General features: G+C 62.1%; 21 protein-coding genes. 12 read left to right on the top strand and 9 right to left on the bottom strand.

Annotated elements, in window-relative coordinates:
• The first annotated feature begins 142 nt into the window (after positions 1-142).
• Positions 143-1,459, top strand: a complete 1,317-nt coding sequence (locus GWQ44_RS22945; protein ID WP_060840730.1) for an OprD family porin — start codon at positions 143-145, stop codon at positions 1,457-1,459.
• Positions 1,460-1,734: 275 nt separating this feature from the next.
• Here GWQ44_RS22945 and GWQ44_RS22940 read toward each other — a convergent pair whose 3' ends face one another.
• Both GWQ44_RS22940 and GWQ44_RS22935 read right to left on the bottom strand, forming a co-directional pair.
• Positions 1,735-2,577: a mechanosensitive ion channel family protein gene (locus tag GWQ44_RS22940; RefSeq protein ID WP_016963222.1), complete on the bottom strand. Its 843-nt coding sequence runs from the start codon at positions 2,575-2,577 to the stop codon at positions 1,735-1,737.
• A gap of 138 nt (positions 2,578-2,715) precedes the next feature.
• Positions 2,716-3,201: a YajQ family cyclic di-GMP-binding protein gene (locus GWQ44_RS22935; protein ID WP_011063029.1), complete on the bottom strand. Its 486-nt coding sequence runs from the start codon at positions 3,199-3,201 to the stop codon at positions 2,716-2,718.
• Positions 3,202-3,344: 143 nt separating this feature from the next.
• On the opposite strand from GWQ44_RS22935, the gene GWQ44_RS22930 reads away from it, so the two are divergent.
• Genes GWQ44_RS22930 through GWQ44_RS22920 form a run of 3 tightly spaced genes read left to right on the top strand, consistent with a single transcriptional unit; the run spans position 3,345 to position 6,934 of the window.
• A complete protein-coding gene (locus tag GWQ44_RS22930; RefSeq protein ID WP_016963223.1) occupies positions 3,345-4,262 on the top strand; it encodes a putative 2-dehydropantoate 2-reductase in 918 nt (305 codons plus the stop codon).
• Between the two features lie 45 nt (positions 4,263-4,307).
• Entirely contained in the window at positions 4,308-6,344 is a 2,037-nt protein-coding gene (locus GWQ44_RS22925; protein WP_047305818.1) for a HAMP domain-containing sensor histidine kinase, read from the top strand.
• A 2-nt stretch (positions 6,345-6,346) separates the two neighbouring features.
• Positions 6,347-6,934 (top strand): cob(I)yrinic acid a,c-diamide adenosyltransferase, encoded by a 588-nt coding sequence (locus tag GWQ44_RS22920; protein WP_047305819.1) that lies wholly within the window; start codon positions 6,347-6,349, stop codon positions 6,932-6,934.
• A 103-nt stretch (positions 6,935-7,037) separates the two neighbouring features.
• On the opposite strand, the gene GWQ44_RS22915 is transcribed toward GWQ44_RS22920, so the two are convergent.
• The 3 genes from GWQ44_RS22915 to secA form a co-directional block, all read right to left on the bottom strand.
• Positions 7,038-7,982, bottom strand: coding sequence for a Nudix family hydrolase (locus GWQ44_RS22915; protein ID WP_275928322.1), 945 nt, complete (start codon positions 7,980-7,982; stop codon positions 7,038-7,040).
• 115 nt (positions 7,983-8,097) lie between these two features.
• A complete protein-coding gene (gene argJ, locus GWQ44_RS22910; protein WP_275928321.1) occupies positions 8,098-9,315 on the bottom strand; it encodes a bifunctional glutamate N-acetyltransferase/amino-acid acetyltransferase ArgJ in 1,218 nt (405 codons plus the stop codon).
• 120 nt (positions 9,316-9,435) lie between these two features.
• Positions 9,436-12,177, bottom strand: a complete 2,742-nt coding sequence (gene secA, locus GWQ44_RS22905; RefSeq protein WP_103741265.1) for a preprotein translocase subunit SecA — start codon at positions 12,175-12,177, stop codon at positions 9,436-9,438.
• A 322-nt stretch (positions 12,178-12,499) separates the two neighbouring features.
• On the opposite strand from secA, the gene GWQ44_RS22900 reads away from it, so the two are divergent.
• Positions 12,500-12,955 carry a DciA family protein gene (locus GWQ44_RS22900; protein WP_275928320.1) on the top strand — a complete coding sequence of 152 codons (456 nt, stop codon included), beginning with the start codon at positions 12,500-12,502 and terminating at the stop codon, positions 12,953-12,955.
• A 15-nt stretch (positions 12,956-12,970) separates the two neighbouring features.
• Here GWQ44_RS22900 and GWQ44_RS22895 read toward each other — a convergent pair whose 3' ends face one another.
• Positions 12,971-14,458 (bottom strand): helicase HerA-like domain-containing protein, encoded by a 1,488-nt coding sequence (locus tag GWQ44_RS22895; RefSeq protein WP_275928319.1) that lies wholly within the window; start codon positions 14,456-14,458, stop codon positions 12,971-12,973.
• Between the two features lie 194 nt (positions 14,459-14,652).
• Between GWQ44_RS22895 and GWQ44_RS22890 the strand changes: the two genes are divergently transcribed.
• Entirely contained in the window at positions 14,653-16,542 is a 1,890-nt protein-coding gene (locus GWQ44_RS22890; protein WP_016963230.1) for a methyl-accepting chemotaxis protein, read from the top strand.
• Between the two features lie 9 nt (positions 16,543-16,551).
• Here GWQ44_RS22890 and GWQ44_RS22885 read toward each other — a convergent pair whose 3' ends face one another.
• Positions 16,552-16,752 carry a hypothetical protein gene (locus GWQ44_RS22885; protein ID WP_179600121.1) on the bottom strand — a complete coding sequence of 67 codons (201 nt, stop codon included), beginning with the start codon at positions 16,750-16,752 and terminating at the stop codon, positions 16,552-16,554.
• A 67-nt stretch (positions 16,753-16,819) separates the two neighbouring features.
• Positions 16,820-17,668, bottom strand: a complete 849-nt coding sequence (gene purU, locus GWQ44_RS22880) for a formyltetrahydrofolate deformylase (RefSeq protein WP_047305937.1) — start codon at positions 17,666-17,668, stop codon at positions 16,820-16,822.
• Between the two features lie 347 nt (positions 17,669-18,015).
• On the opposite strand from purU, the gene mvaT reads away from it, so the two are divergent.
• Positions 18,016-18,390, top strand: a complete 375-nt coding sequence (gene mvaT / locus GWQ44_RS22875) for a histone-like nucleoid-structuring protein MvaT (protein WP_016963232.1) — start codon at positions 18,016-18,018, stop codon at positions 18,388-18,390.
• Between the two features lie 104 nt (positions 18,391-18,494).
• On the opposite strand, the gene sbcB is transcribed toward mvaT, so the two are convergent.
• Positions 18,495-19,922: an exodeoxyribonuclease I gene (gene sbcB / locus GWQ44_RS22870; RefSeq protein ID WP_179600119.1), complete on the bottom strand. Its 1,428-nt coding sequence runs from the start codon at positions 19,920-19,922 to the stop codon at positions 18,495-18,497.
• Positions 19,923-20,107: 185 nt separating this feature from the next.
• Here sbcB and GWQ44_RS22865 point away from each other — a divergent pair, with 185 nt between their 5' ends.
• The 5 genes from GWQ44_RS22865 to GWQ44_RS22845 are packed head-to-tail and all read left to right on the top strand — an operon-like array spanning position 20,108 to position 25,529.
• A complete protein-coding gene (locus GWQ44_RS22865) occupies positions 20,108-20,833 on the top strand; it encodes an RDD family protein (protein WP_047305826.1) in 726 nt (241 codons plus the stop codon).
• Positions 20,830-21,810 (top strand): stage II sporulation protein M, encoded by a 981-nt coding sequence (locus GWQ44_RS22860; RefSeq protein ID WP_275928318.1) that lies wholly within the window; start codon positions 20,830-20,832, stop codon positions 21,808-21,810. Before GWQ44_RS22865 ends, GWQ44_RS22860 begins: the two co-directional genes overlap by 4 nt.
• Positions 21,797-23,347: a DUF4129 domain-containing protein gene (locus GWQ44_RS22855; protein ID WP_275928317.1), complete on the top strand. Its 1,551-nt coding sequence runs from the start codon at positions 21,797-21,799 to the stop codon at positions 23,345-23,347. The genes GWQ44_RS22860 and GWQ44_RS22855 overlap by 14 nt, the downstream gene beginning before the upstream one ends.
• Positions 23,344-24,507 carry a DUF4350 domain-containing protein gene (locus GWQ44_RS22850; RefSeq protein ID WP_275928316.1) on the top strand — a complete coding sequence of 388 codons (1,164 nt, stop codon included), beginning with the start codon at positions 23,344-23,346 and terminating at the stop codon, positions 24,505-24,507. The genes GWQ44_RS22855 and GWQ44_RS22850 overlap by 4 nt, the downstream gene beginning before the upstream one ends.
• Positions 24,504-25,529, top strand: coding sequence for a MoxR family ATPase (locus tag GWQ44_RS22845; protein ID WP_275928315.1), 1,026 nt, complete (start codon positions 24,504-24,506; stop codon positions 25,527-25,529). Before GWQ44_RS22850 ends, GWQ44_RS22845 begins: the two co-directional genes overlap by 4 nt.
• Positions 25,530-25,538 lie beyond the last annotated feature (9 nt).

The following is a 25,538-nucleotide window of genomic DNA, read 5'->3' as shown; positions in this document are numbered from 1 at the left end:
AAGCTGAAAGGATAGATAGGCAAGTATCGCCAACATTGTCAGCGTGATATAAGTTTGCGCCGACACAAAAAGAAAGAGCCGCCCAGATAAAAAAACAGGTGGGACGGCAGTACTCTTCTAAAAACCAAAGGAGCAAATCACGATGCGCGTGATGAAGTGGAGCATGATCGCCCTGGCTGTATCAGCAGGCACCTCGCAGTTCGCAATCGCGTCCTCCCAGGACGACGCAAAGGGTTTTATCGAAGACAGCACCCTGACCGCGAAAACCCGTCTCGAGTACATGAACCGTGACTTCAAGAACGGTGCAGGTAACCGCCAACGTGACGATGGCACCTACAAAAGCGGCTATCGCCAAGACACCGGCCTGAGTGAACTGCTGCAGTACAGCTCTGGCTTCACTCAAGGCACCGTAGGTGTAGGCGTTGACGCTTTCGCCATGGGCGTGGTCAAGCTGGACGGTGGTGCCGGTCGTTCCGGTAACGGCCTGGCAGCCAACAACAGCCTGGGCGAGCCTGAAAAAGACTCTTCCGCTGTAGGTGGCGCGGTCAAGTTCCGCATCTCCGATACCGTACTGAAGTACGGCAACCAGATGGTTGCCAGCCCGGTATTCTCCACCGACGACAGCCGTCTGCTGCCTGAAGTCGCCACCGGTACCTTGATCACCAGCAACGAGATCAAAGGCCTGGAGCTGAATGCAGGTCACTTCACCGCCCTGCGTTCGCAGACCGGTCAGTACAACGACAGCATCAACGGTCGTAACAGCGACACCGGCCTGAAAAACCCAGGCCTGACCTCTGCCGACTTCGCAGGTGCGACCTACAAGTTCACCGACAACTTCGTCGGCGGTGTGGCAGCGTCCAAGGTTGATGACTACTTCAAGAAGCAGTACATCAACCTGAACTACACCTTCCCGATCGCCGATAGCCAGTCCCTGAACCTGGACTTCAACGGCTATCGCACCGAAGACGACGGCAAGAAGCTGTACGGCAAGCTGGACAACAAACTGTGGAGCCTGGCAGCTGCTTACAGCATCGGCCCGAACAAATTCACCATCGCTCACCAGCGCTCCACCGGCGACACCAACTACCTGTACGGTGTGGACGGCAACGGCACCATCTTCGTCGCCAACTCCATCCAGATCTCCGACTTCATCGGTGAAGACGAGCGCTCCTGGCAGGCTCGCTACGACCTGAACATGGCGACCCTCGGCGTCCCAGGCCTGAGCTTCATGGCCCGTTACGTGAAGGGTGACAACATCACCACTTCGTCGAACACCGAAGGCAAGGAAAACGAGTTCAACTTCGAAACCAAGTACGTGATGCAAGAAGGTCCAGCCAAGGACCTGTCGTTCCGCCTGCGTAGCGCCGTGTACCGTGCCAACGGCGCGTACAACAAGGACTACACCGCAGACAACAACGACGTTCGTATCATCGTAGAGTACCCACTGAGCATCTTGTAATTTCACTGCTCAGCTGATTGCGTTAACGCGCAACTCAAATAAAAGCCGCCGACCTGGATCAGGTCGGCGGCTTTTTTTGTGCGTGACAACAGCAACCCGAACAAGTAAATCTTAAATAGCAAGCTAACTAAATAAGTTGCCAGCACTCGTTATGTCCCCTCGCCTTCGAATGGAACTTGATAGTTGCCAAGGAACCCTGAAAACAAACAAGGGGCCTAAAAGCCCCTTGTCTTGAACAACATTAGTTGACCACTTAGCCAAGTCTTGCAAGCAAGTTATGACACAGCCGCTTCCTGAACCACACGAATCACTCGTTGCGGAAAGGGAATATCGATTCCCGCCGCCTTCAAGCGATCGCGCGACAGCTCGTTGAACTGGAACATCACGTCCCAGTAGTCCGCAGTCTTGACCCAAACCCGCAGAGACAAGGTAATCGCGCTGTCACCCAGGGTGGACACCACAGCTACCGGTGCAGGATCGGCCAGCACCCGCTCGTCTTTCGCCAGCTCCAGCAGCACTTCACGGGCCTTCTGCAGATCTGCGTCGTAATCCACACCCACGTCGAACACCACCTTGCGAGTGGGTTGGCGGTTGTAGTTGGTAATGATGCCGTTGGACAGGTTGCCGTTGGGCACGATCACCGTCTTGTTGTCACCGGTACGCAACACCGTGTGAAAAATCTGAATGCTGTCCACGCTGCCGCTGATGCCTTGGGCTTCAATGAAGTCGCCAATGCGAAACGGACGGAACAACAGGATCAACACCCCTCCGGCGAAGTTCGCCAGGCTGCCCTGCAGGGCCAGGCCGATAGCCAGCCCGGCGGCACCAATGGCGGCCACGAACGAGGTCGTCTCGACACCAATCATCGAGGCCACGCTGACAATCAGCAGCACCTTGAGAATGATGTTGGCCAGGCTGCTGATAAAGCCTTGCAGCGCCAGGTCGGCATTGCGCAACGCCAGCAACTTTCCCACTTTGTGGGTCAGCTTGTTGATCAGCCACCAGCCGATGGCCAGGGTGATCACTGCCAGCAGCACCCGGCTGCCGTATTCCATGATCATTGGAATCCAGGCTTGGGAAGCCCGGACCAGGTTGTCTACTTCAGCGTTCAAATCCATCTATCTCTCCAGATTCCCCGGGGTGGCGGCGTGCATGACTGACCGGCAGAACGACCGGCTCCGCTGGAGCGCAATCGTTTCTGCCATTGCTCCGGCCTCGGACGCCAAAAAGCTCTAGAGGTTCCCGGAGACTGGGGGTCAGTCGCGGAAGTTGTTGAACTGCAGCGGCATGCCGAACTCTTTGGCACGCAGGGCGGCGATGGCCTCTTGCAGGTCATCACGCTTCTTGCCAGTGACCCGTACCTGCTCGCCCTGAATGGCGGCCTGCACTTTCAACTTGGCATCCTTGATATGCGCGACAATCTTTTTCGCCAGCTCTTTGTCGATACCTTCCTTGAGCACCGCTTCCTGCTTCATCACCTTGCCCGAGGCATAAGCGTCCTTGACCTCCAGGCACTGCACATCGATCTTGCGCTTGACCAGAGCCAGCTTGAGAATCTCGATCATCGCTTCCAGCTGGAATTCAGCTTCCGCGGTCAGGTTGACGGTCAGTTCCTTGTCCTTGAACTCGAAGCTGCCCTTGCCCTTGAGGTCATAGCGGCGATCCAGTTCCTTGACGGCGTTTTCCACCGCGTTGGTGACTTCGTGCTTGTCCAGTTCGGATACCACGTCAAACGACGGCATGTAATCTCTCCAAATAAAAAGGGGCGCTGTTCAAAACATCGAACACGCCCGGCTTGCGGTTAAAATCCGCGCTCATTATAACGGGTCTTTCCCCTCCTTCACTGCGCCGCCTCCCTGGGGCGGCCAAACAGAGCGAAAACCGAATGTCCACCACCTGGCATGTGCTCGGCGCCGGCAGCCTCGGCACCCTGTGGGCCACCCGCCTGGCTCGCGCCGGCTTGCCGGTGCGCCTGATCCTGCGCAATCAGGCCCGCTTGCAGGCGTATCAAGCGGCGGGCGGCCTGACGCTGGTGGAGCAGGGCCAGAGCAGCCTGCTGGCGATTCCCGGGGAAACCGTCGACAGCACGACGCCCATCAGCCGGCTGCTGTTGGCGTGCAAGGCCTATGACGCCGAAGCGGCGGTGTCCAGCATCGCCCGGCGCCTGACCCAAGGCGCCGAACTGATCCTGCTGCAGAACGGTCTCGGCAGCCAGGACGCCGTGGCCGCCAAGGTGCCCCAGGCACGCTGCATTGCCGCCTCCAGTACCGAAGGGGCCTTTCGCGACGGTGATTGGCGCGTGGTCTTCGCCGGCCATGGCTATACCTGGCTCGGCGACTCCGGCCACCCGACCCCGCCGATCTGGCTCGACGATCTGGTCGCCAGCGGCATACCCCACGAATGGAGCACCCAGATCCTCACCCGACTGTGGCGCAAACTGGCCCTCAACTGTGCGATCAATCCATTGACCGTGCTGCACGACTGCCGCAACGGCGGTCTGCAGCAGCACCAGTGCGAGGTGGCCACGCTGTGTGCCGAGCTGAGCGAGCTACTGCACTGCTGCGGACAACCGGCCGCCGCGCAAAACCTGCAACAGGAAGTGGAGCGGGTGATCCAGGCCACCGCCGCCAACTATTCCTCCATGCATCAGGACGTGGCCAGTCAACGCCGCACCGAGATCAGCTACCTGCTGGGCTATGCCTGCCAGGCAGCCGCCCGCCATCGCTTGCAACTGCCCCATCTGCAACAGTTGCAGCAACGCCTGGTCAGCCACCTGCAACGGCGCGGATTGCCCAGCGCCTGAGCAGCGGCTACGCTGCCCACTTGCTCATTTCCAGCGATATAGCCGATGCCATTGCGCCAGCGTCTCGAAAACCTGCCCGTGGGCCAAAAGCTCCTGGCCGCCCTGCTCGTCTTGCTGACCACCGTACTGCTGGTCGCCAACCTGACCTTTATCAGCGCCGCCTACTGGATCTCCCAGGAAAGCATGGCGCCCCAGGCCCTGCAGACCATCGGCCGGCTGGTGTCCAACCCGACCCTGGCGGCCCAGGCCCTGAACTCCCCGGAAGACGCAAAAAAGCTCCTGGATGAACTCGACAGCTACACCCCGCTGCGGGCAGCGGCCCTGTATGACGGCAAGGGTGTACGCCTGGCGCAGCTGCAACACGGCGAACACCTCAAGCTGCCCGAGCGTTACCGCCATATCGAAGCCTGGCAATTGACCGAGTTCCGCAGCAACCAGGTCATCACCCTGCCGCGCCCGGGCCAGGCCCCGGGGCATCTGCTGCTGGTCGCCACCAGCGAACTGCCGATGGCGTTCTATACCGGAACCCTCACCGCCAGCCTGGGGATCCTGATCTTCAGCGTCTTGCTCTGGCTGATCATCGCCCGGCAGATCAAGCGCCTGATCACCCAGCCGATACACCAGCTCGAAGAGCTGTCGCGCCAGGTGACCCGCGAGGAGAACTACGCTCTGCGCGCTGCCCGCGGCAACCACGATGAAATCGGCAGCCTGGCGGAAGCCTTCAACACCATGCTGTCGCGCATCGAGGCGCGGGAGCAGCAGCTCAAGCGTGCCCGCGACGACTCCCAGGCCGCCTACGATCAGGCCCAGGGACTGGCCGAAGAAACCCGCCACACCAACCGCAAGCTGGAGTTGGAAGTCCAGGTGCGCAGCAAGATCGAGAAGAAGCTCACCGGCTTTCAGAACTACCTCAATAGCATCATCGACTCCATGCCCTCGGCCCTGATCGCCCTGGACGAGCAACTGTACGTCACCCAGTGGAACCAGGAAGCCAGCGCCCTGTCCGGCACTCGCCTGGACGAAGCCCTGAACCAGCCGATCTTCCTTGCTTTCGAACCGCTCAAGCCGTTTTTGCCGCAACTCAAGGAAACCGTCGAGCAACACACAGTGACCAAGGTCGAACGGGTGACCTGGGTCAAGGACGATGAGGCCCGGCACTACGCCCTGACCTTCTACCCGCTGATGGGCGGCGCCGGCCGCGGCGTGGTGATCCGCATCGACGACATCACCCAGCGCCTGTCCCTGGAAGAAATGATGGTGCAGTCCGAGAAGATGCTCTCGGTGGGCGGCCTGGCCGCCGGCATGGCCCACGAGATCAACAACCCCTTGGGCGCCATCCTGCACAACGTGCAGAACATTCGCCGCCGGCTGTCCCCGGACCTGCCGAAGAACCTCGAACACGCACAACAGATCGGCGTCGAACTGCAAACCGTCAACCGTTACCTGGAAAGCCGCGAAGTGCCGCAGCTGCTCGACGGCATTCAACAAGCCGGGGCCCGGGCCGCCAAGATCGTCACCCACATGCTCAGTTTCAGCCGCCGCAGCAATCGCCAGATGGCCCCCTGCGACCTGCCGGCGCTGATTGACCAGGCGGTGGAAATCGCCAGCAACGACTTCGACCTGGCCATCGGCTTCGACTTCAAGGGGCAAGCGATCATCCGTCAGTTCGACCCGAACCTGGGGCCCGTGCCCGGCACCGCCAACGAACTGGAGCAAGTGCTGCTCAACCTGCTGAAGAACGCCGCCCAGGCCATTCACCAGCGTGAGGACGACAGCGAACCCGGTCGCATCATCCTGCGCACCAAGCTGAATCCGCCCTGGGCAGAAATCCAGGTGGAAGACAACGGCATCGGCATGAGCGAAAGCGTGCGCAAACGCACCTTCGAGCCCTTCTTCACCACCAAGGAGATCGGCCAGGGCACCGGACTCGGCCTTTCGGTGTCGTACTTCATCATCACCAACAACCACAAGGGGCAAATGGAAGTGCAATCGACCCGGGGCCAAGGCACCTGCTTTACCTTGCGCCTGCCCCTGTCGAGCAACCAGCCCCCGGTTCAAGAACCGCTACCACTGGAGAACTAAGCATGGGTTTTCGCTTGTCGAAGATTTACACCCGCACCGGCGACAAAGGCGAAACCGGACTCGGAGACGGCCGCCGGGTCGCCAAGGATCACCCACGAGTGGAAGCCATCGGTGAAGTCGACACCTTGAACAGCCAGTTGGGACTGCTTCTGGCCGGCCTGGAGGAGCAGGTTGATGCCTGTCCGGGGTTCAAGGACATCATCGAGGTGCTGGCTCCCTGTCAGCACCGGCTGTTCGACCTGGGGGGCGAACTGGCCATGCCGGTGTATCAGGCACTCAACGAGGCCGAGGTGGAGCGCCTTGAGGCGGCCATCGATACCTGGAATGAGGAGTTGGGGCCTCTGGAGAATTTCATCCTGCCCGGTGGTTCGTCGCTGATCGCCCAGGCTCACGTATGCCGCAGTCTGGCGCGCAGCGCCGAGCGTCGCTGCCAACACCTGAATGCCGTGGAACCCTTGCAGGGCGTGGGGCTGGCCTACATCAATCGCCTGTCGGACCTGCTGTTTGTCGCGGCGCGGCTGATTGCCAAGCGCCAAGGCATCGCGGAAATCCTCTGGCAGGCCGCAGCCAAGCCCGCCCCCTCTGCGTAGGCGCCGGCTTGCCGGCGAAAGGGCTCACGACTGACAACGCATTCGCTGGCAAGCCGGCGGCTGCATGGACCGCTGCTCGCCAGCGCTGACGCAGCGGCTGTCTTCAGTCCTGCGGCCAGAAGGCGCGGATTCCGGCAACGCCCTGAGCACCGGCGTCCCAGGCTTGCTGACACTCGGCAGGCCCAACACCGCCCAGCAGATACACCGGCTTGTTGAAAGCGTTGATCAACTGCTGCGCCTGCTGCCAGCCCAGGGGCTGGGCGTCGGGGTGAGTCTGAGTTGGCTGCACTGGCGACAGGGTCACGAAATCCACATCCATCTGCTGGGCCAGGGACAGCTCCTCGGCGCTATGACAGGAAGCCGCCAACCAGCGGTCCTTGCCGAACGGGCGCCCGGCGCTGGCGTACTTGCGCAACTGCGCCGAGGTGATGTGCCAACCCGCCGACGGAAAGTCCCCCAGCCATTCGAAGGGGCCCTTGAGCATCAACTGCGCCTTGCCGGCACACAGGCCTACTGCGTCCACCGCCAGATCGCGGTACTGCGGGTCGTAACCGCTGGGCGCACGCAACTGGATAAGTTTGCAGCCCTGGGCAATGGCCTTCTGCATGCCACGCAGCAAGGCCGGGGTTTCCAGACCTTCAGGGGTAATCAGGTAGTGGGCCGGCAGACGGGCCGCGGCGACGATCGGCTGATTCGCCGCGGGGAACTCATAGTCGGCCAATTCACGAGCAGTCACCCAAGCCAGGGGCTGCCCTTCAGCGCCATGGGCTTGGCCGTTGAACGCCGAGACTTCCCAGACATCCAGCAGTACCTGTTTGTCCGGGTAATCGTGCTGCACCTTGATCAGTGGGCGGGCTGCTGTCACAGCAATCCCCAGTTCTTCCAGCAGCTCTCGGGCCAGCGCGGTCTCGACCGCCTCCCCAGTCTCGACCTTGCCGCCGGGGAACTCCCACAGGCCACCTTGATGTTGAGTGTCGGCACGCCGGGCAATCAGGATCTTGCCGCTGGCATCCCGGATAACGGCCGCAGCCACATGGACTCGTTTCACCGCGCTGTTTCCTCTGATCAGGCATTGGGCCAGGCCCTCACGGGCCGGGCGTTGGATCTGCGTTTCGCCGGCAAGCCGGCTCCTACAGAGCGGAGCGGGGTTGCCGGCGAGGTTCTTAGGTGCGGTATTCCGCGTTGATCTTCACGTACTCGTGGGACAGATCGGTAGTCCAGATGGTTTCGCTGCAAGCACCACGACTCAGCTCGATGCGGATGGTGATTTCTTCCTGCTGCATCACCGCCGCGCCCTGGGCTTCGGTGTAGCTGGCAGCCCGCGCGCCACGGCTGGCAATGCAAACCTCGCCGAGGAACACATCGATCTTGCTGACGTCCAGGTCCGGCACGCCGGCACGGCCCACCGCCGCGAGGATGCGGCCCCAGTTCGGGTCGGAGGCGAACAGCGCGGTCTTGATCAGCGGCGAATGCGCCACGGTGTAGCCCACGTCCAGGCATTCCTGGTGAGTAGCGCCGCCGTTGACTTCAACGGTGACGAACTTGGTCGCGCCTTCGCCGTCACGGACGATGGCCTGGGCCACCTCCATGCACACCTCGAACACTGCCTGCTTGAGGGCAGCGAACAGCGGCCCCTCGGCCTGGGTGATTTCCGGCAGATTGGCCTGACCGGTAGCGATCAGCATGCAGCAGTCGTTGGTGGAGGTATCGCCGTCGATGGTGATGCGGTTGAAGGACTTATTGGCTCCGTCCAGCAACAGGTTCTGCAGCACTTCGCGGGAGACTTTGGCGTCGGTGGCGATGTAGCCAAGCATGGTGGCCATGTTCGGACGGATCATCCCCGCGCCCTTGCTGATACCGGTCACGGTGACGGTCACGCCCTCGTGCTGGAACTGGCGGCTGGCGCCCTTGGGCAGGGTGTCGGTGGTCATGATCCCGGTGGCGGCGGCGGCCCAGTTGTCCACGGACAGGTCATCCAGCGCGGCTTGCAGGGCGCCTTCGATTTTCTCGACCGGCAGCGGCTCGCCGATCACCCCGGTGGAGTACGGCAGCACGGCGCTGGCATCGACGCCGGCCAGCTCCGCCAGCTTGGCGCAAGTGCGCTTGGCTGCGGCCAGGCCAGGCTCGCCGGTCCCCGCGTTGGCATTGCCGGTATTGGTCAACAGGTAACGCACCGGGCCTTGTACCCGTTGCTTGGCCAGGATCACCGGCGCGGCGCAGAACGCGTTGAGGGTGAACACGCCCGCCACCGTGGAGCCTTCGACGCAGCGCATGACCACCACATCCTTGCGCCCCGGGCGCTTGATGCCGGCCGAAGCGATACCGAGTTCGAAACCGGCAACCGGGTGCAACGTAGGCAAAGGACCAAGACCAACAGCCATGAATGCGCTCCTCTTATCAGGTGTCTGCACCGTCGTCTCAAAAGACGGTGTCGCAAATGGAAAAACGCCGCGACGGCTGATGCCGTCACGGCGTGGGTGTTTCAGTGTCTGGCGGGGATCTTAGTTGATCTGGCCGTGACAGTGTTTGAACTTCTTGCCCGAACCGCAGTAGCACAGCTCGTTGCGGCCCAGCTTCTGCTCGTTGCGCACCGGCGCGGAGGCCAGGGCGACATCCACATCAACCCCTTCTTCCAGGGCTTCAGGCTGATCCAGACCCGGCGCTTCGGCGTGTTCGAACTGCATGCGCTGAGCCAGGGCCTCGGCTTCCTGACGCAGGCGCGCCTCCTCTTCGGCCGGGTCTTCGCGACGCACCTGGACGTGGGACAGTACGCGGATCGAGTCGCGCTTGATGGAATCCAGCAACTCGGAGAACAGGGTGAAGGACTCGCGCTTGTACTCCTGCTTCGGGTTCTTCTGCGCATAACCACGCAGGTGGATACCGTGACGCAGGTGATCCATGGTCGACAGGTGGTCTTTCCACAAATCGTCCAGCACCCGCAGCACGATCTGCTTCTCGAAGGTGCGCAGCGCTTCGGCGCCGGCCTGATCTTCCTTCTCGTTGTACGCAGCGATCAGCTCGTTGAGCAGTTTCTCGCGCAGGGTTTCTTCGTACAGATGGTCGTCTTCATCGAGCCATTGCTGGATCGGCAGGCTGACACCGAAGCCGCTCTGGATGGATTCTTCCAGGCCTGCCACGTCCCACTGCTCAGGCAGCGATTGCGGCGGGATATGGGCGCTGACGGTAGCGTTGAGCACGTCCTGGCGGAAGTCGGCGATGGTTTCGCCAATGTTGTCGGCGGCCAACAAGGTGTTGCGCATGTGATAGATCACTTTACGCTGCTCGTTGTTGACGTCGTCGAACTCCAGCAATTGCTTGCGGATGTCGAAGTTGCGGCCTTCAACCTTGCGCTGGGCCTTCTCGATGGCGTTGGTCACCATGCGGTGCTCGATCGCCTCGCCGGACTGCATGCCCAGGGCCTTCATGAAGTTCTTCACCCGATCAGAGGCGAAGATGCGCATCAGGCTGTCTTCCAGGGACAGGTAGAAGCGGCTGGAGCCGGCATCACCCTGACGACCGGCACGGCCACGCAGCTGGTTGTCGATACGACGCGATTCGTGACGCTCGGACGCGATCACGTGCAGACCACCGGACTCCAGCACCTGCTGGTGACGCTTCTGCCAGTCGGCCTTGATCTGGGCGATCTGCTCAGGCGTCGGGCTTTCCAGGGAAGCGACTTCCACTTCCCAGTTGCCGCCCAGCAGGATATCCGTACCACGACCGGCCATGTTGGTAGCGATGGTCAGGGCTCCCGGGCGACCGGCCTGGGCGATGATTTCCGCTTCCTTCTCGTGGAACTTGGCGTTCAGAACCTTGTGTTCGATGCCTTCTTTTTGCAGCAGGTTGGACATGTGCTCGGACGTTTCGATGGTCGCGGTACCTACCAGCACCGGACGCCCCTGAGCCATGCATTCCTTGATGTCGTTGATGATCGCGGTGTACTTCTCATCCGCGGTCAGGAACACCAGGTCGTTGTAGTCTTTACGGGCCAGCGGCTTGTTCGGTGGAATCACCATCACCTGCAGGCCGTAGATCTGATGGAATTCGAACGCTTCGGTGTCAGCGGTACCGGTCATGCCGGACAGCTTGGTGTACAGACGGAAGTAGTTCTGGAAAGTGGTCGATGCCAGGGTCTGGCTCTCGGCCTGGATGTTGAGGTTTTCCTTGGCTTCGATGGCCTGGTGCAGGCCTTCGGACAGACGACGACCGGGCATGGTACGACCGGTGTGTTCGTCGACCAGGACCACCTGGCCATCCTGAACGATGTACTCGACGTTGCGGTTGAACAGCTTGTGCGCGCGCAGACCGGCATAGACGTGAGTCAGCAAGCCCAGGTTGTGCGCCGAGTACAGGCTTTCGCCTTCCGCCAGCAGGCCGACCTGAGTCAGCATCTCTTCGATGAACTGGTGACCGGCTTCGTTGAGCTCAACCTGACGGGTCTTTTCGTCGACAGTGAAATGACCGGCCTTGGTGACCTGGCCTTCCACTTCCTCGATGTGCTGCTCCAGACGCGGAATCAGCTTGTTGATTTCGGTGTACAGACGGGAACTGTCTTCGGCCTGACCGGAAATGATCAACGGGGTACGCGCTTCATCGATCAGGATCGAGTCGACTTCGTCGATCACGGCAAAATTGAGCTCGCGCTGGAACTTGTCTTCCATGCTGAAAGCCATGTTGTCGCGCAGGTAGTCGAAACCGAATTCGTTGTTGGTGCCGTAGGTGATGTCGGCGGCGTAGGCGGCACGCTTCTCTTCAGGCGGCTGGAATGGCGTGACCACGCCGACGGTCAGGCCGAGGAATTCGTACAGCGGACGCATCCAGTTGGCGTCACGGCGAGCCAGGTAGTCGTTCACCGTCACTACGTGCACGCCCTTGCCGGACAGTGCGTTGAGATAGACGCCCAGGGTTGCCACCAGGGTCTTGCCCTCACCGGTGCGCATTTCGGCGATCTTGCCTTCGTGCAAGGTCATGCCACCGATCAACTGCACGTCGAAGTGACGCATACCCATGACGCGCTTACCGGCTTCGCGGGCGACCGCGAAGGCTTCGGGAAGCAGTTTGTCGAGGGTTTCACCCTTGGCGATACGGGCCTTGAACTCGGCGGTCTTGGCGCGCAATTGATCGTCCGAAAGGGCCACCATTTGCTCTTCGAAGGCATTGACGATCTGTACCGTCTTGAGCATGCGTTTGACTTCACGCTCGTTCTTGCTTCCAAAAAGTTTCTTTAACAAAGGCGCAAACATATCGGCAGGATCTTCCACACATAGGGTTGGAGGGCGGCCCCGTGAGTCGCCCGAGCAGCCCTCATGGCCGCATGCGAACGAGCATTCTACCCGGAAACGATGGTGAGGAAAGTGGCGTTATTCCACGATGCTGGCACAGCGCTGTGACGGGGCTCACCTAAAATAAGGGCTTTTTGCCGAACTTCAAGCCCATTCCCCCCGGAAGTTAATGATTACGATCAGCAAAGCGCGAGAAAGTCGTCAGAGTACGAAAAAGCGATGACCCCGGCGGCCCGAGTGCTTTCTGCTACCATGGCGCCTCTGTAACTTCAGGTGTCTGATCATGGCATTTCGCCCCCTTACGGCACGCGCCCCCGCCGTTCTTCTTCGCGAAGCCAAGCCTCTGAAAGCCATACTCGGCCACGCTCAGCGCCTGGCGCACCTGCAGCGCCTGCTGGAGAGCCAGTTGCAACCGGCGGCTCGTGAACATTGCCACGTCGCCTCATGGCGCGAAGGCAACCTGTTGCTGATCGTCACCGACGGTCACTGGGCCACGCGCCTGCGCTATCAGCAAAAACGCCTGCAGCGCCAATTGCAGGCGTTCAACGAGTTCAGCAACCTGACGCGCATCCTGTTCAAGGTCCAGCCACCCACGGTCCAACGAGGCGCCGTGGGGCACACCATGGACCTGTCGAACAATGCCGCCGAAACCATCCAGGCCACCGCCGAAGGCATCAGCGACCCCAAGCTGCGCGCCGCCCTGGAGCGCCTGGCCAGCCACGCCAAGCCGCGCGACTGACCCGGACGCCAGGCCTCAGCGCCGCTTGCTGCCGCCCAGCAACGACCCCATCAGTCCCCTGACCAATTGCCGCCCCAACTGATTGGCCGCCTGACGCATGGCCGACTTCAAGGCCTGCCCGGCCGCGGTGCCGAGGAACTCACCGGCGCGATCCGCCAGACTCGGCTCTTGCGCCTCCGGCTTGTCTGCCGTTGCGGGCTCCTCGGGGGCCAGGCTCTTGCGCCCCATGAGCACTTCATAAGCCGACTCACGATCGATCGGCTGGTCATAACGCCCTTGCAGCGGCGAGCTGGCAATCAAGGTCTGACGTTCGGCGGCGGTCAGCGGCCCGATCCGTGATTGCGGCGGCGCCACCAGCACACGCTGGACCTTTTCCGGGGTTCCCTTGTCTTGCAGGGTCCCCACCAGCGCCTCGCCGATGCCCAGCTCGGTCAGCACCGACAGCGCGTCAAACGCCGGGTTGGGACGAAAACCATCGGCCACCGCACGCAACGACTTCTGCTCCTTGGCGGTAAAGGCCCGCAAGCCGTGTTGAATCCGCAGCCCCAACTGCGCCAGCACATCGTCCGGCAAATCCCCCGGCGACTGGGTCACGAAATACACCCCCACGCCCTTGGAGCGAATCAATCGCACCACCTGCTCCAGGCGATCCTGCAGCGCCTTGGGCGTACCGGAAAACAACAAGTGCGCCTCGTCAAAAAACAGCGCCAGCAGAGGCTTGTCCGCATCCCCGCGCTCCGGCAGTTGCTCGAACAGCTCGGCCAGCAGCCATAAAAGGAAGGTCGCATAGACTTTCGGCGCCTCGTGCACCAGACGACTCGCGTCCAACAGATGAATCCGCCCACGGCCATCGGCAGCCGGTTGCAGAATGTCTTCCAGTTGCAATGCCGGCTCGCCGAACAGAGCTTCCGCCCCTTGCTGCTCCAGGGTCGCCAGACGCCGCAACAGCGCCTGACTGGAACCCGTGGTCATCAGCGCCGCGTCATCTCCCAGCAGTTGAGGGTGGTCCTTGAGGTGATTGAGCAGCGCCTTGAGATCCTTCAAGTCCAGCAACAACAGCCCTTCACGGTCCGCCACCTTGAACGCCGCGTACAGCGCCGACTGCTGACTGTCGGTGAGCTCAAGCAGGCTGCCCAGCAATAGCGGGCCCATTTCGCTCAAGGTGGTGCGCAAGGGATGACCGGACTGACCATGGATATCCCACAGCGTTACCGGATACGCCTGAGGCTTATGTTCAAGCCACGGCATCCCGGCGATCCGTTCGGCGATCTTGCCCTGCGGATTGCCCGCCGCCCCCAGCCCGCACAGGTCGCCTTTGATATCCGCGGCGAACACCGCGACCCCGGCGTCACTGAAGGCTTCCGCCAGGCGCTGCAGGGTCACGGTCTTGCCGGTACCGGTGGCCCCGGCCACCAGCCCGTGGCGATTGGCCAGGCGCATGGCCTGGGCGACCGGCTGGCCACCCAGGTCGGCACCGATAATCAGTTGCAAAGAGTCAGGCATTTTGTCACCTCAGGTTAATCTTTGGCCTTGGACGGTCGATATGAAAAATGATGGATCAGAAGTATCTGAAATAAAGGTCAGGTAATTCCTGTGGGATAGATGGAGATATCAGCTTACTTACAACACCGCCCCTTTTCGCGCGCTTTTCCAAGCAATGCCCCGGACTCAAAGACCTTAGCGGACACCCCCAAGCCATGAACAAAAATCTGCGCTTCAGCCACAAGATCCTGCTTGCCGCCTCGCTGATCGTCATAGCTGCCTTTGCACTATTCACGCTCTACAACGATTACCTGCAACGCAACGCCATTCGCAATGATCTGGACAACTATCTCCAGGAAATGGGCGACGTCACGGCAAAAAATATTCAGACCTGGCTCGCCGGCCGCGCCTTGCTGATCGAAAACATCTCCCAGTCAGTGGCCCTCAACCCCGACCCGGCCAATGTCAGCAACCTGCTGGAACAGAAGTCGGTGAGCTCGACCTTCATGGGGGCTTACCTGGGGAACAAGGACGGCACCTTCATCATCCGCCCGGACAGCAAGATGCCGGACGGCTACGACCCGCGCGCGCGCCCCTGGTACAAGAGCGCCGAGAGCAGCAACGGCTCGGCCCTGACCGAACCCTATATCGACCTGGCTTCCGGCCAGTTGGTGATTTCCATCGTCGACAGCGTGATCAAGGCCGGCCAGCGCATCGGCGTGGTCGGTGGCGACCTGAGCCTGCAAGTGATTGCCGACAGCATCAACGCCCTGGACTTCGACGGCATGGGCTATGCGTTCCTGATCAGCGCCGACGGCAAGATCCTGGTGCACCCGGACAAGAACCTGGTAATGAAGACCCTCAAGGACGTCTACCCCCAGGACACCCCGCGCATCAGCAATGAACTCAGCGAGATCAGCGTCGACGGCAAGACCCGTATCGTCACCTTCACCCCGATCAAGGGCCTGTCTTCGGTGAACTGGTACATCGGCCTGTCGGTGGACAAGGACAAGGCATTCGCCATGCTCAGCGAGTTCCGCACCTCGGCCCTGATCGCCACCCTGACCGCCGTGGCCCTGACCATCGCCCTGCTGGGCCTGCTGATCCGCCTGCTGATGCAGCCCCTGCATGTGATGACCCGGGCCATGCAGGACATCGCCGACGGCGAAGGCGACCTGACCCGCCGCCTGAGCATCCACAACCAGGACGAGTTCGGCATTCTCGGTAACGCCTTCAACCGTTTCGTCGAGCGCATCCACAACTCGATCCGCGAAGTTTCCTCGGCCACCGAGCACGTCAACGAAGTGGCCCTGCGGGTGGTGAGCGCCTCCAACTCGTCCATGCTCAACTCCGACGAACAGGCCAGCCGCACCAACAGCGTGGCCGCGGCCATCAATCAGCTTGGCGCCGCCGCCCAGGAAATCGCGCGCAATGCCGCCCAGGCTTCGCAACAGGCCAGCGACGCTCGCAATCTGGCCGAAGACGGCCAGCAAGTGGTGGATCGCAGTATCCAGGCGATGAACCAGCTGTCGGAGATGATCAGCACCTCCAGCAGCAACATCGAGACCCTGAACAGCAAGACCGTGAATATCGGGCAGATTCTCGAAGTCATCACCAGCATTTCCCAGCAGACCAACCTGCTGGCGCTCAACGCCGCCATCGAAGCGGCCCGGGCTGGCGAGGCCGGCCGCGGATTCGCCGTGGTGGCCGACGAAGTACGCAACCTGGCGCACCGCACCCAAGAATCGGCTCAGCAAGTGCAGACCATGATCGAAGAGCTGCAAGTGGGCGCCCGGGAGTCGGTCAGCACCATGAGCAACAGCCAGCGCCACAGCCAGGACAGCGTGGAGATCGCCAACCAGGCCGGGGAGCGGCTGAGCAGCGTGACCCAGCGCATTGGCGAGATCGATGGCATGAACCAGTCGGTGGCCACCGCCACTGAAGAACAGACCTCGGTGGTCGAGTCCATCAACATGGACATCACCGAAATCAACACGCTGAATCAGGAAGGCGTTGAAAACCTGCAGGCGACCCTGCGGGCCTGCTCCGATCTGGAACAGCAATCGGCGCGCTTGAAGCACCTGGTGGGCAGCTTCAGGATCTGACGCTGGGCCTCAGGGCCCTTTGGCCGGCGAGCCGGTGTCTACCGACGCCGGTGGCGTGGGCTCCTGCTGCAACTGCTCCCACAATTGGGCGGCACCCGGAAACTCGGTGCCGTCTTCAGCATCAAGCTCATCGGGGTCGTAACGGCTCAGGCATCCCTCGCCGAGGGTGGCGGGGGCCTTGGCAGTGGCTCTATCCAGTGGATCGGTCATCGGGCTGACCTCGCGATGTGAACAACCAGGACCGGGATCTCGCACCCGGCTCCTGGTTTTTTTTCGATCAGAACACCACGGTCTTGTTGCCGTGTACCAGCACCCGGTCTTCCAGGTGGTAGCGCAGGCCACGGGCCAGGACCATCTTCTCCACATCGCGACCGAAACGCACCATGTCCTCGATGCTGTCGCTGTGGCTGACCCGCACCACGTCCTGCTCGATGATCGGACCGGCGTCCAGCTCTTCGGTGACGTAGTGGCAAGTGGCGCCGATCAGCTTCACCCCGCGCAGGGAGGCCTGGTGGTAAGGCTTGGCGCCGACGAAGGACGGCAGGAAGCTGTGGTGGATGTTGATCACCTTGTGCGCGTACTCGCGGCACAGCTCAGGCGGCAGGATTTGCATGTAGCGCGCCAGCACCACCACCTCGGCATCGTGCTGCTTGACCAGGCGCGACACCTCGGCAAACGCCGGCTCCTTGTCCTGGGGATTGACCGGCACATGGTAATAAGGAATGCCATGCCACTCGACCATGCTGCGCAGGTCGTCGTGGTTGGAGATCACGCAGGCGATTTCACAATCGAGCTCGTCGCTGTGCCAGCGGTGCAACAGATCTGCCAGGCAATGGGACTCGCGGCTGGCCATCAGCACCACACGCTTTTTCTCCGCGGTATCGGTAATGCGCCAGTCCATCGAGAACTCTTCGGCAATCGGCGCAAAGGCCTGGCGAAAAGCCTCCAGACCAAAAGGCAGGGAGTCGGCACGAATCTCGTGGCGCATGAAGAACCAGCCACTGAGATTGTCCGAGTGGTGACTCGCTTCGGTGATCCAACCGTTATGGGAGGCCAGAAAGTTACTGACTTTGGCAACGATGCCAACGCGGTCAGGGCAAGAAATCACCAACCGAAAGGTGCGCATGAGGGGAAAACTCCAGAACTTCGCAAAGGTCGCCATTCTAGCCATTACGCGACAAAACTGCAGTATTCATTGCGCCGCAGGCCCGGATTAGATTGGCAACAACGCCCTGATCGGGCCTTATCGGACACCACTGCAAGCACTGCCGCAGACACTTGCCAATAGCGCACAACTAATTTGCGAATAGCGCAATCGAATCCGCCGATCTATTAAATAGCGAAATGACTTTTGCGCCTAAACACACTAAGAGCGGCAAATAAAACAGCGTTATTATGTTTACTTGCACAAACTCCCTGACTATTATTGCGACACTGTCACCCAGTCACTCAGCGCTCAATAAGGTAGTCCTCATGTCCCTGATCAACGAATACCGTGCTACAGAAGAAGCCATTAAAGAACTGCAAGCACGTTTGAAGAACCTGTCCCAGGACGACAAACTGAAAACCGAACTGGAATTCGAAGGCAAACTGCGCAGCCTGATGGGCGAGTACTCCAAGTCCCTGCGCGACATCATTGCCCTGCTGGATCCGGAGTCGAAAGTTAAAGCGCCTCGCGCTGCTGTAAAAACCACCGGCACCAAGCGTGCGCGCAAAGTTAAACAGTACAAGAACCCGCACAACGGTGAAGTCATCGAAACCAAAGGCGGCAACCACAAGACTCTGAAAGAGTGGAAAGCCAAGTGGGGCGGCGACGTGGTTGAAGGCTGGGCAACCCTGCTGGACTAAGTCCCGCCAGTGAGCGCCAAGGCTTTACCGCCGCAATCAAAAAACGCCAGCATGCTGGCGTTTTTTTATGTCCGGGCTTAATGCCCAAGAATCCGGCCCTTCTCTCAAACAGCCAGACGCCCGGTCAGCGCCTGAACATGGGCCTGCCACTCATCCAGCACCTGACGCTGCTTGGAGTCCGCACTTAACAACGATTGCTCCAGTCCCTGGGCAAAACTTTCCAGGGTATTGGGCGCGCCGAGTTTCGGCTCTAGCAAACGCTGGCGGCAAAATGTCCGCCAACGCTGTTGCTCGGCTTCATCCAATGTTTCCGGAAAGTTGCGAGCGCGGTAGCGAAAGAGCAATTCGGGCAAGCGCTCATCATCAAAGGGCCACTGTTGCCGAGCCAAATGCAGCGGATCGGCCTCACGCACTTGCTCACACAATCGCCGGTCGCGATCACCAATAAAGCCGTCGTACAACTGTTGCTCCGGATCCTCGCTGGCCGCGAACTCATCGGGGGCATAAATCAGCGAAAGTTTATCCCGCCAAACTTCCTGAGTTTCAGTCAAAAGCCCGACCCGGCGCTGGTACTGCTCCATATCCAAGTGCAATCGCTGTTGATCCTCGCCCCGCAAGACATTCAAGGGCGCCACTACCGGGCAGCGATTGATATGGATGAGTTTCAACGGCACCGGCAACTCGCCGTCCAGCAGATCATCACGCCGGGTATATAAACGCTGGCGCAAGGTTTCGGCATCCAGGTCGAGCAATCCCTGAGGATCCAGATGCAAGTCGCAGACAATCAGTGCATTGCGATTACGCGGATGCCAGGCCAGGGGCAGGACCACGCCGAGGTAGTGGCGCGCGGCGGAAAAGCGCCCGGAAATATGCACCAGGGGCTGCAACAGGCGAATCTGATCCATCACTCGCTGCTTGCTGCGCAACTGGAACAGCCAGTCATAGAGCTTGGGTTGCCGGTCGCGAATCAGCCGCGCCAGGGCGATGGTCGCCCGGACATCGGACAGCGCATCGTGGGCCTGGCCATGATCGATGCCGTTGGCCGCGGTCAGCCGTTCCAGCTTGAGGGTCACCTGCCCCTGCTCCTCGGGCCAGACAATGCCCTCAGGGCGCAAGGCATAAGCGGTGCGCACCACATCGATCAGATCCCAGCGGCTGTTGCCGCCCTGCCACTCGCGGGCATAGGGATCGAAGAAATTGCGATACAGGCTGTAGCGGGTCACCTCATCGTCGAAGCGCAGGGTGTTGTAGCCCACGCCACAGGTGCCCGGACGCGCCAGCTGGGCGTGCACCCGGGTCATGAAGTCCGCCTCGCTCAAGCCCTGGGCCGCCAGGCGGCTGGGGGTGATACCGGTGATCATGCAGGCCGCCGGGTGCGGCAGGATGTCGTCGCTGGGCTGGCAATAGAGGTTGACCGGCTCGTCGATCTCATTGAGCGCCAGGTCGGTGCGAATACCGGCCACTTGCAACGGGCGATCGCAGCGCGGATTGATGCCGGTGGTTTCGTAGTCGTACCAAAAGAGGGAAGTCACGGCCTGTTCCTGAACTGAAAGACCGCCGCAGTCTAGGCGCTCAAGCGCCACCAGGGCCAGCCGCGCGAACGGGCGGCGCACAGAGCGCCGTGCTGAATTCGCAGTTAATGATGTCGTTAGCCCCTCGGACACTGCTAGCATCTGCGCTGGATTTTTTTCTACCAGGCCAAGCCCCCTAGTTGCCCATGCTTGAGACGACAGCAACGCCAAGGAACGCATCGCTGCACCCGCCACTGGATACGCGGTATCAGGTCGAAACCCCCGAGGGTATCGATCTGCCGCTACGACCGGCGGGGTTGCTGGTCCGTACCCTGGCGTTTTCCCTCGACCTGGGGATTCGCGGGCTGGTATTGGGCCTGTTGTTCATCGTGCTGGGCTTTTTCGGCGAGATCGGCATCGGCCTCGGCTCGATCCTGCTGTTCCTGATCAGCTGGTGGTACATGGTGCTGTTCGAGGTGCTGAACCAGGGCCGCTCTCCCGGCAAGCAACTGATGGGACTGCGCGTGGTTCAGGACGATGGCACGCCCATTGGCTGGAGCGCCTCCCTGACCCGCAACCTGCTGCGTTTTGCCGACATGTTGCCGTTCGGCTACTTCCTCGGCGCCATCAGTTGCCTGCAGCATCCGACCTTCAAGCGCCTCGGCGATCTGGCCGCCGGCACCCTGGTGATCTACCGTGAGCAAGCACTGACCCGGCCGCAACTGCCCGACGCCACGCCGCGCTTGGCGCCCTTCGCCCTGAGCCTGAATGAACAACGGGCGATCCTCGGCTTCGCCGAACGCCAGGGCCAGCTGTCCGCCGAAAGAACCCGGGAACTGGCAGCCATCCTCGCCCAACCGCTGCACGTGCCCGCAGCCCAGGCGACAGCCGAACTCAATGGCATCGCCCGCGGCTTTCTGGGAAGCACATGAAACAGAGCCTTTTCGAAAGCCGCCACCAGGCGCAATGGCAGCAGTTCGAGCAACTGCTCGACCAGCTAGAACGGGGACGCACCCGCACCGAAGACTGCCAGAGCTTCGTCCAGGACTACCGCCGCCTGTGCCAGCACCTGGCCCTGGCCCAGGAGCGCGGCTACAGCAGCTACCTGATCGACCCGTTGCAGCAACTGGTGTTGCGCGGCCATCAGCAACTCTATCGGCAACGCACCGCCATCAGCGCCAACGTCCTGGCGTTCATGCTGGCCGGCTTTCCACGCCTGGTGCGCCAGGAGTGGCGCCTGGTACTGATCGCCAGCCTGCTGTTCTTCGGCAGCCTGCTGGGTATCGGCCTGTTGGTGTACCTGTACCCCGAACTGGTCTACAGCCTGGTGAGCCAGCAGCAGGTGGCCGAGATGCGGAGCATGTACGACCCCAGCGGCACACGCCTGGGGCGGGTCGCCGAGCGCGCCTCCAGCGAAGACTGGGTGATGTTCGGCTACTACATCATGCACAACATCGGCATCGCCTTTCAGACCTTCGCCAGCGGCCTGCTGTTTGGCCTGGGCAGTGTGTTCTTCCTGTTTTTCAACGGCCTGATGATTGGCGCCATCGCCGGCCATCTGACCCAGATCGGCTTCGGCCAGACCTTCTGGCCCTTCGTCATCGGCCATGGCGCCTTCGAACTGAGCGCCATTGCCCTGTCCGGTGCGGCCGGGCTGAAGCTGGGCTGGGCACTGATCGCCCCCGGTCGCCTGCGGCGCGGCGATGCGCTGTTGCAGGCCGCGCGGGTCAGCGTGCAACTGATCTACGGGGTAATCGTGTTTCTGCTGATCGCCGCCTTTATAGAAGCCTACTGGTCCTCCATGACCTGGCCGGCGGCCTGGATCAAATACAGCGTCGGCGCCGGCCTGTGGAGCCTGATGCTGGCGTACCTGACCCTGGCCGGACGAGAACCCCATGCGCCTGAGTGATGCCAGTGTGGTGATCCGCCCACGCACCACCTGGGAAGCCATGGACCTGGGAGTCCTGCTGAGCCAGCGCCATCGGCGCTTGCTGATGACCAGCTGGGCCCTGGTCAGCCTGCCGGTGTTCGCCCTGCTGAGCCTGCTGCTGTGGGAGTCGCCGTCCGTGGCGGTGCTGCTGTTCTGGTGGATCAAGCCGGCCTTCGAGCGCCTGCCGCTGTTTATCCTGTCCAAGGCCCTGTTCGGCGAAACCCCAACCCTGGGCCAGGCCCTGCGCCAGTGGCCGCGCCTGCTCAAACCGCAATTGCTGGCCAGCCTGACCTGGCGCCGCTTCAGCCTGAGCCGCAGTTTCGTCCTGCCGGTGGTGCAACTGGAGGGCCTCGACAGCGATGCCCGGCAGCAGCGCCTGGGCGTGCTGTTGCAGCGCAACGCCGGGGCTGCGCGCTGGCTGACGCTGATCGGCATGCACCTGGAAGGCGCCTTGTGGATCGGCCTGCTGATGCTGTTCTACCTGCTGTTGCCGCAACAGGTCGAACTGGACTGGAACTGGCAGAGCATGGTCATCGCCGCCCAGCAGGACTGGCTGTGGCTGGAACACCTGACCAACGCCTTCTACGCCCTGGTCCTGGTGATCTGGGAACCGATCTACGTGGCCTGCGGCTTCAGCCTGTACCTCAATCGCCGCACCGAGCTTGAGGCCTGGGACATCGAGCTGGTGTTTCGCCGCCTGCGTCAGCGCCTGAGCGGCGTCGCGGCGCTGCTGCTGGTGAGCGGCCTGCTCCTGGCGCTGCCGGGCCAGGCGCCGTGGGCGGCCAGCTCCAGCCGTTCCGTGGCCGGCCCCGAAGCGCCCCGCTTGTTGCAGCAACCCCTGACCAGCAAGGCCTCCAAGGACAGCATCCAGGGCATTCTGGATAAGCCACCGTTCAAGAATCAGGAATCGGTCACCCGCTACCGCTTCGGCGAGGAGCAGACCGCGAAAAAGGACGCCAAGGGCAAGCCTCCGGGCTGGCTCAAGAGCCTGCTGGACAACCTCGACCAGAATCGCTTCGGCAACTTCGCCAAGGGCCTGGAAATCCTCCTCTGGGGCTTGCTGCTCAGTGCGCTGGGCTGGCTGCTGTGGCGCTACCGCGACTGGCTGCGGGTCTTTGTCGGCCGCCGGCCGCTGCCGCGCAAAAAGCGCCCGGCGGCGATCCCCCAGCAACTGTTCGGCCTGGACGTCAGCAGCGAAACCCTGCCCGCCGATGTCGCCGCCCATGCCCAGGAACTGTGGGCCAGCCAGCCTCGGGAAGCGCTGGGCCTGTTGTATCGGGCCTTGCTCAGCCGCTTGCTGGAGGACTTTCAACTGCCTCTGAGCATGGCCGACACCGAAGGCCAGGTACTGGAGCGGATCAAGGCGCTGCAGCAACCGTCCCTGGAAGCCTTCAGCCGCGAGCTGACCACCCACTGGCAGAACATGGCCTACGGGCATCGCGTGCCTGGCGCCGACCTGCAAGCACGGCTGTGCGATGGCTGGCGTAGCCTGTTCGGCCCCGGAGCCTGCCCATGAAGCGCTACCTGTGGGGCGGCCTGGCGCTGCTGCTGATCCTGGTACTGGGCGCTGCCGGCTACGCCCTGTATCGCCAGGCCACGCCCTATCAGGAACTGATCGATCACGGCCCGTCGCCCGAGGCCCAGGCCAATCCCTATCTGGCCGCCGAGATGTTTTTGCGCGAGCGCGGCCTCAAGGTCGACCACGCCAACGGCCTGGACGTACTGGCCACCCTCAAGCCGGTCGGCAACAGCCTGCTGCTGCTCGGCGAACGCTCCAACATGAGCCCGCGCCAGGTCGACCAGGTACTGGACTGGGCCCGTGCCGGTGGCCGGCTGATCTTTGTCGCCGAAGCCCTGTGGGACGAAGACACCGAGCAAAGCGGTGATTTGCTGCTGGACCGGGTGCAGATCCATCAGCAGCTCAGCGCCGACCTGGAAGAACCGCCGGAACAGGACGCTGACGACCCGTTCCCGAAACTGACCAAGCTCTACCTGGAAGACGAACAGGCCCCGGCCTACGTCAGTTTCAATACCGCCTTTCACCTGGACGACCCGGACAGCCTGGCCCAGTCCTGGGCCAACAGCGGCGTGGCCACCCACATGATCCAGCTTGATTACGGCCAGGGTTCGGTCACCGTACTGACCGATGCCGAGATCTGGAAAACCCCGGCCATCGGCCTTTACGACAACGCCTGGCTGCTGTGGTACCTGAATACCGATACGGCGGTGACCCTGTTGTTCAACACCGACCACCCAAGCCTCTGGCAATTGCTCTGGCGCTATTTCCCCCAGGCGCTGGTGGCCCTGGCACTGTTGATCGGCATGTGGCTGTGGCAGGCCGGCAGCCGCCAGGGTCCGTTGCAGGCACCGGCCCCCAAGGCCCGGCGTCAACTGCGCGAACACCTGCGGGCCAGCGCCGACTTTCTCCTGCGCCACGGCGGCCAGGCGCCGCTGCTGCAAGCCCTGCATCTGGATATCCGGCGCCGGGCGCGGCGTCGCCATCCGGGCTTCGAGCAATTACCGCCCCAAGCCCAGTGGGAAGTCCTCGCCCTGCTCAGCCAACAGCCTGTCAGCGCCGTGCAACAGGCCCTGCAACCCTTGTCCGGGCAGCGCCTTTCCAGCGCTGATTTCAGCCACCAGGTCGCCCACCTGCAAACACTCAGGAATGCCCTATGAGCGAACAACCCGTCGAATCCCAAGACACCTCCGAGGCGCCAGCGCACCAGGACCATGTAGCCCAGCAGCGCCAGCGCGCCAGCCAGCTGGCCCAGGCCGTGCGCCAGGAACTGCAAAAAGTGCTGATCGGCCAGACAGCGGTGATCGATGACGTGCTGACCGCCCTGATCGCCGGTGGCCACGTGCTGCTCGAAGGGGTTCCCGGCCTCGGCAAGACTCTGCTGGTGCGGGCCCTGGCCCGCTGCTTTGGCGGTGACTTCGCGCGGATCCAGTTCACCCCGGACCTGATGCCCAGCGATGTCACCGGCCACGCGGTGTACGACCTGCAGAGCGAACAGTTCAAGCTGCGCAAGGGCCCGCTGTTCACCAACCTGTTGCTGGCGGACGAGATCAACCGCGCGCCGGCCAAGACCCAGGCCGCCCTGCTGGAAGCCATGCAGGAACGCCAGGTCACCCTGGAAGGCCGGGCCCTGCCCATTGCCCAGCCGTTCATGGTCCTGGCCACCCAGAACCCCATCGAACAGGAAGGCACCTACCCGCTGCCGGAAGCCGAACTGGACCGTTTCATGCTCAAGCTGCGCATGGACTATCCGGATGCCGACGAGGAGCTGGACATGGTCCGCCAGGTGGCGCGTTCGACCCGCGCCGACATGCTCGATGTGCAGCCCCTGCGCACCGTGCTCCAGGCCAAGGACGTGCTGGCCCTGCAGCGCATCGCCAGTGAACTGCCGCTGGACGATCAGGTGCTCGACTATGCCGTGCGCCTGGCCCGGGCCACCCGCAGCTGGCCGGGCCTGAGCCTCGGCGCCGGTCCTCGGGCCTCGATTGCCCTGGTTCGCGGGGCCCGGGCCCGGGCCTTGTTGCGTGGCGGCGAATTCGTGATCCCCGATGACATCAAGGGCTGCGCCATGGCCGTGCTGCGGCACCGGGTGCGGATCGCTCCGGAGCTGGATATCGAAGGGCTGTCGGTGGAGCAGGTGCTCAAGCAGATGCTCGAACAGATCCCGGCTCCGCGCTTGTGAGCCGTACAG

Origin of the sequence: Pseudomonas sp. 3MA1 (assembly GCF_029237275.1) — a bacterium.
GTDB lineage: Bacteria > Pseudomonadota > Gammaproteobacteria > Pseudomonadales > Pseudomonadaceae > Aquipseudomonas > Aquipseudomonas fluorescens_AP.
This window is presented reverse-complemented; position numbering and strand designations above follow the sequence as displayed.

Coding starts and splice junctions, on each gene's coding strand:
- GWQ44_RS22900 (WP_275928320.1), top strand. CDS start 12,500: ATGGCATTTCGCCCCCTTACGGCACGCGCCCCCGCCGTTCTTCTTCGC.
- GWQ44_RS22935 (WP_011063029.1), bottom strand. CDS start 3,201: ATGCCGTCGTTTGACGTGGTATCCGAACTGGACAAGCACGAAGTCACC.
- GWQ44_RS22865 (WP_047305826.1), top strand. CDS start 20,108: ATGCTTGAGACGACAGCAACGCCAAGGAACGCATCGCTGCACCCGCCA.
- GWQ44_RS22945 (WP_060840730.1), top strand. CDS start 143: ATGCGCGTGATGAAGTGGAGCATGATCGCCCTGGCTGTATCAGCAGGC.
- GWQ44_RS22940 (WP_016963222.1), bottom strand. CDS start 2,577: ATGGATTTGAACGCTGAAGTAGACAACCTGGTCCGGGCTTCCCAAGCC.
- purU (WP_047305937.1), bottom strand. CDS start 17,668: ATGCGCACCTTTCGGTTGGTGATTTCTTGCCCTGACCGCGTTGGCATC.
- GWQ44_RS22885 (WP_179600121.1), bottom strand. CDS start 16,752: ATGACCGATCCACTGGATAGAGCCACTGCCAAGGCCCCCGCCACCCTC.
- secA (WP_103741265.1), bottom strand. CDS start 12,177: ATGTTTGCGCCTTTGTTAAAGAAACTTTTTGGAAGCAAGAACGAGCGT.
- GWQ44_RS22920 (WP_047305819.1), top strand. CDS start 6,347: ATGGGTTTTCGCTTGTCGAAGATTTACACCCGCACCGGCGACAAAGGC.
- GWQ44_RS22850 (WP_275928316.1), top strand. CDS start 23,344: ATGAAGCGCTACCTGTGGGGCGGCCTGGCGCTGCTGCTGATCCTGGTA.
- GWQ44_RS22930 (WP_016963223.1), top strand. CDS start 3,345: ATGTCCACCACCTGGCATGTGCTCGGCGCCGGCAGCCTCGGCACCCTG.
- GWQ44_RS22925 (WP_047305818.1), top strand. CDS start 4,308: ATGCCATTGCGCCAGCGTCTCGAAAACCTGCCCGTGGGCCAAAAGCTC.
- GWQ44_RS22890 (WP_016963230.1), top strand. CDS start 14,653: ATGAACAAAAATCTGCGCTTCAGCCACAAGATCCTGCTTGCCGCCTCG.
- GWQ44_RS22860 (WP_275928318.1), top strand. CDS start 20,830: ATGAAACAGAGCCTTTTCGAAAGCCGCCACCAGGCGCAATGGCAGCAG.
- mvaT (WP_016963232.1), top strand. CDS start 18,016: ATGTCCCTGATCAACGAATACCGTGCTACAGAAGAAGCCATTAAAGAA.
- GWQ44_RS22895 (WP_275928319.1), bottom strand. CDS start 14,458: ATGCCTGACTCTTTGCAACTGATTATCGGTGCCGACCTGGGTGGCCAG.
- argJ (WP_275928321.1), bottom strand. CDS start 9,315: ATGGCTGTTGGTCTTGGTCCTTTGCCTACGTTGCACCCGGTTGCCGGT.
- GWQ44_RS22845 (WP_275928315.1), top strand. CDS start 24,504: ATGAGCGAACAACCCGTCGAATCCCAAGACACCTCCGAGGCGCCAGCG.
- GWQ44_RS22855 (WP_275928317.1), top strand. CDS start 21,797: ATGCGCCTGAGTGATGCCAGTGTGGTGATCCGCCCACGCACCACCTGG.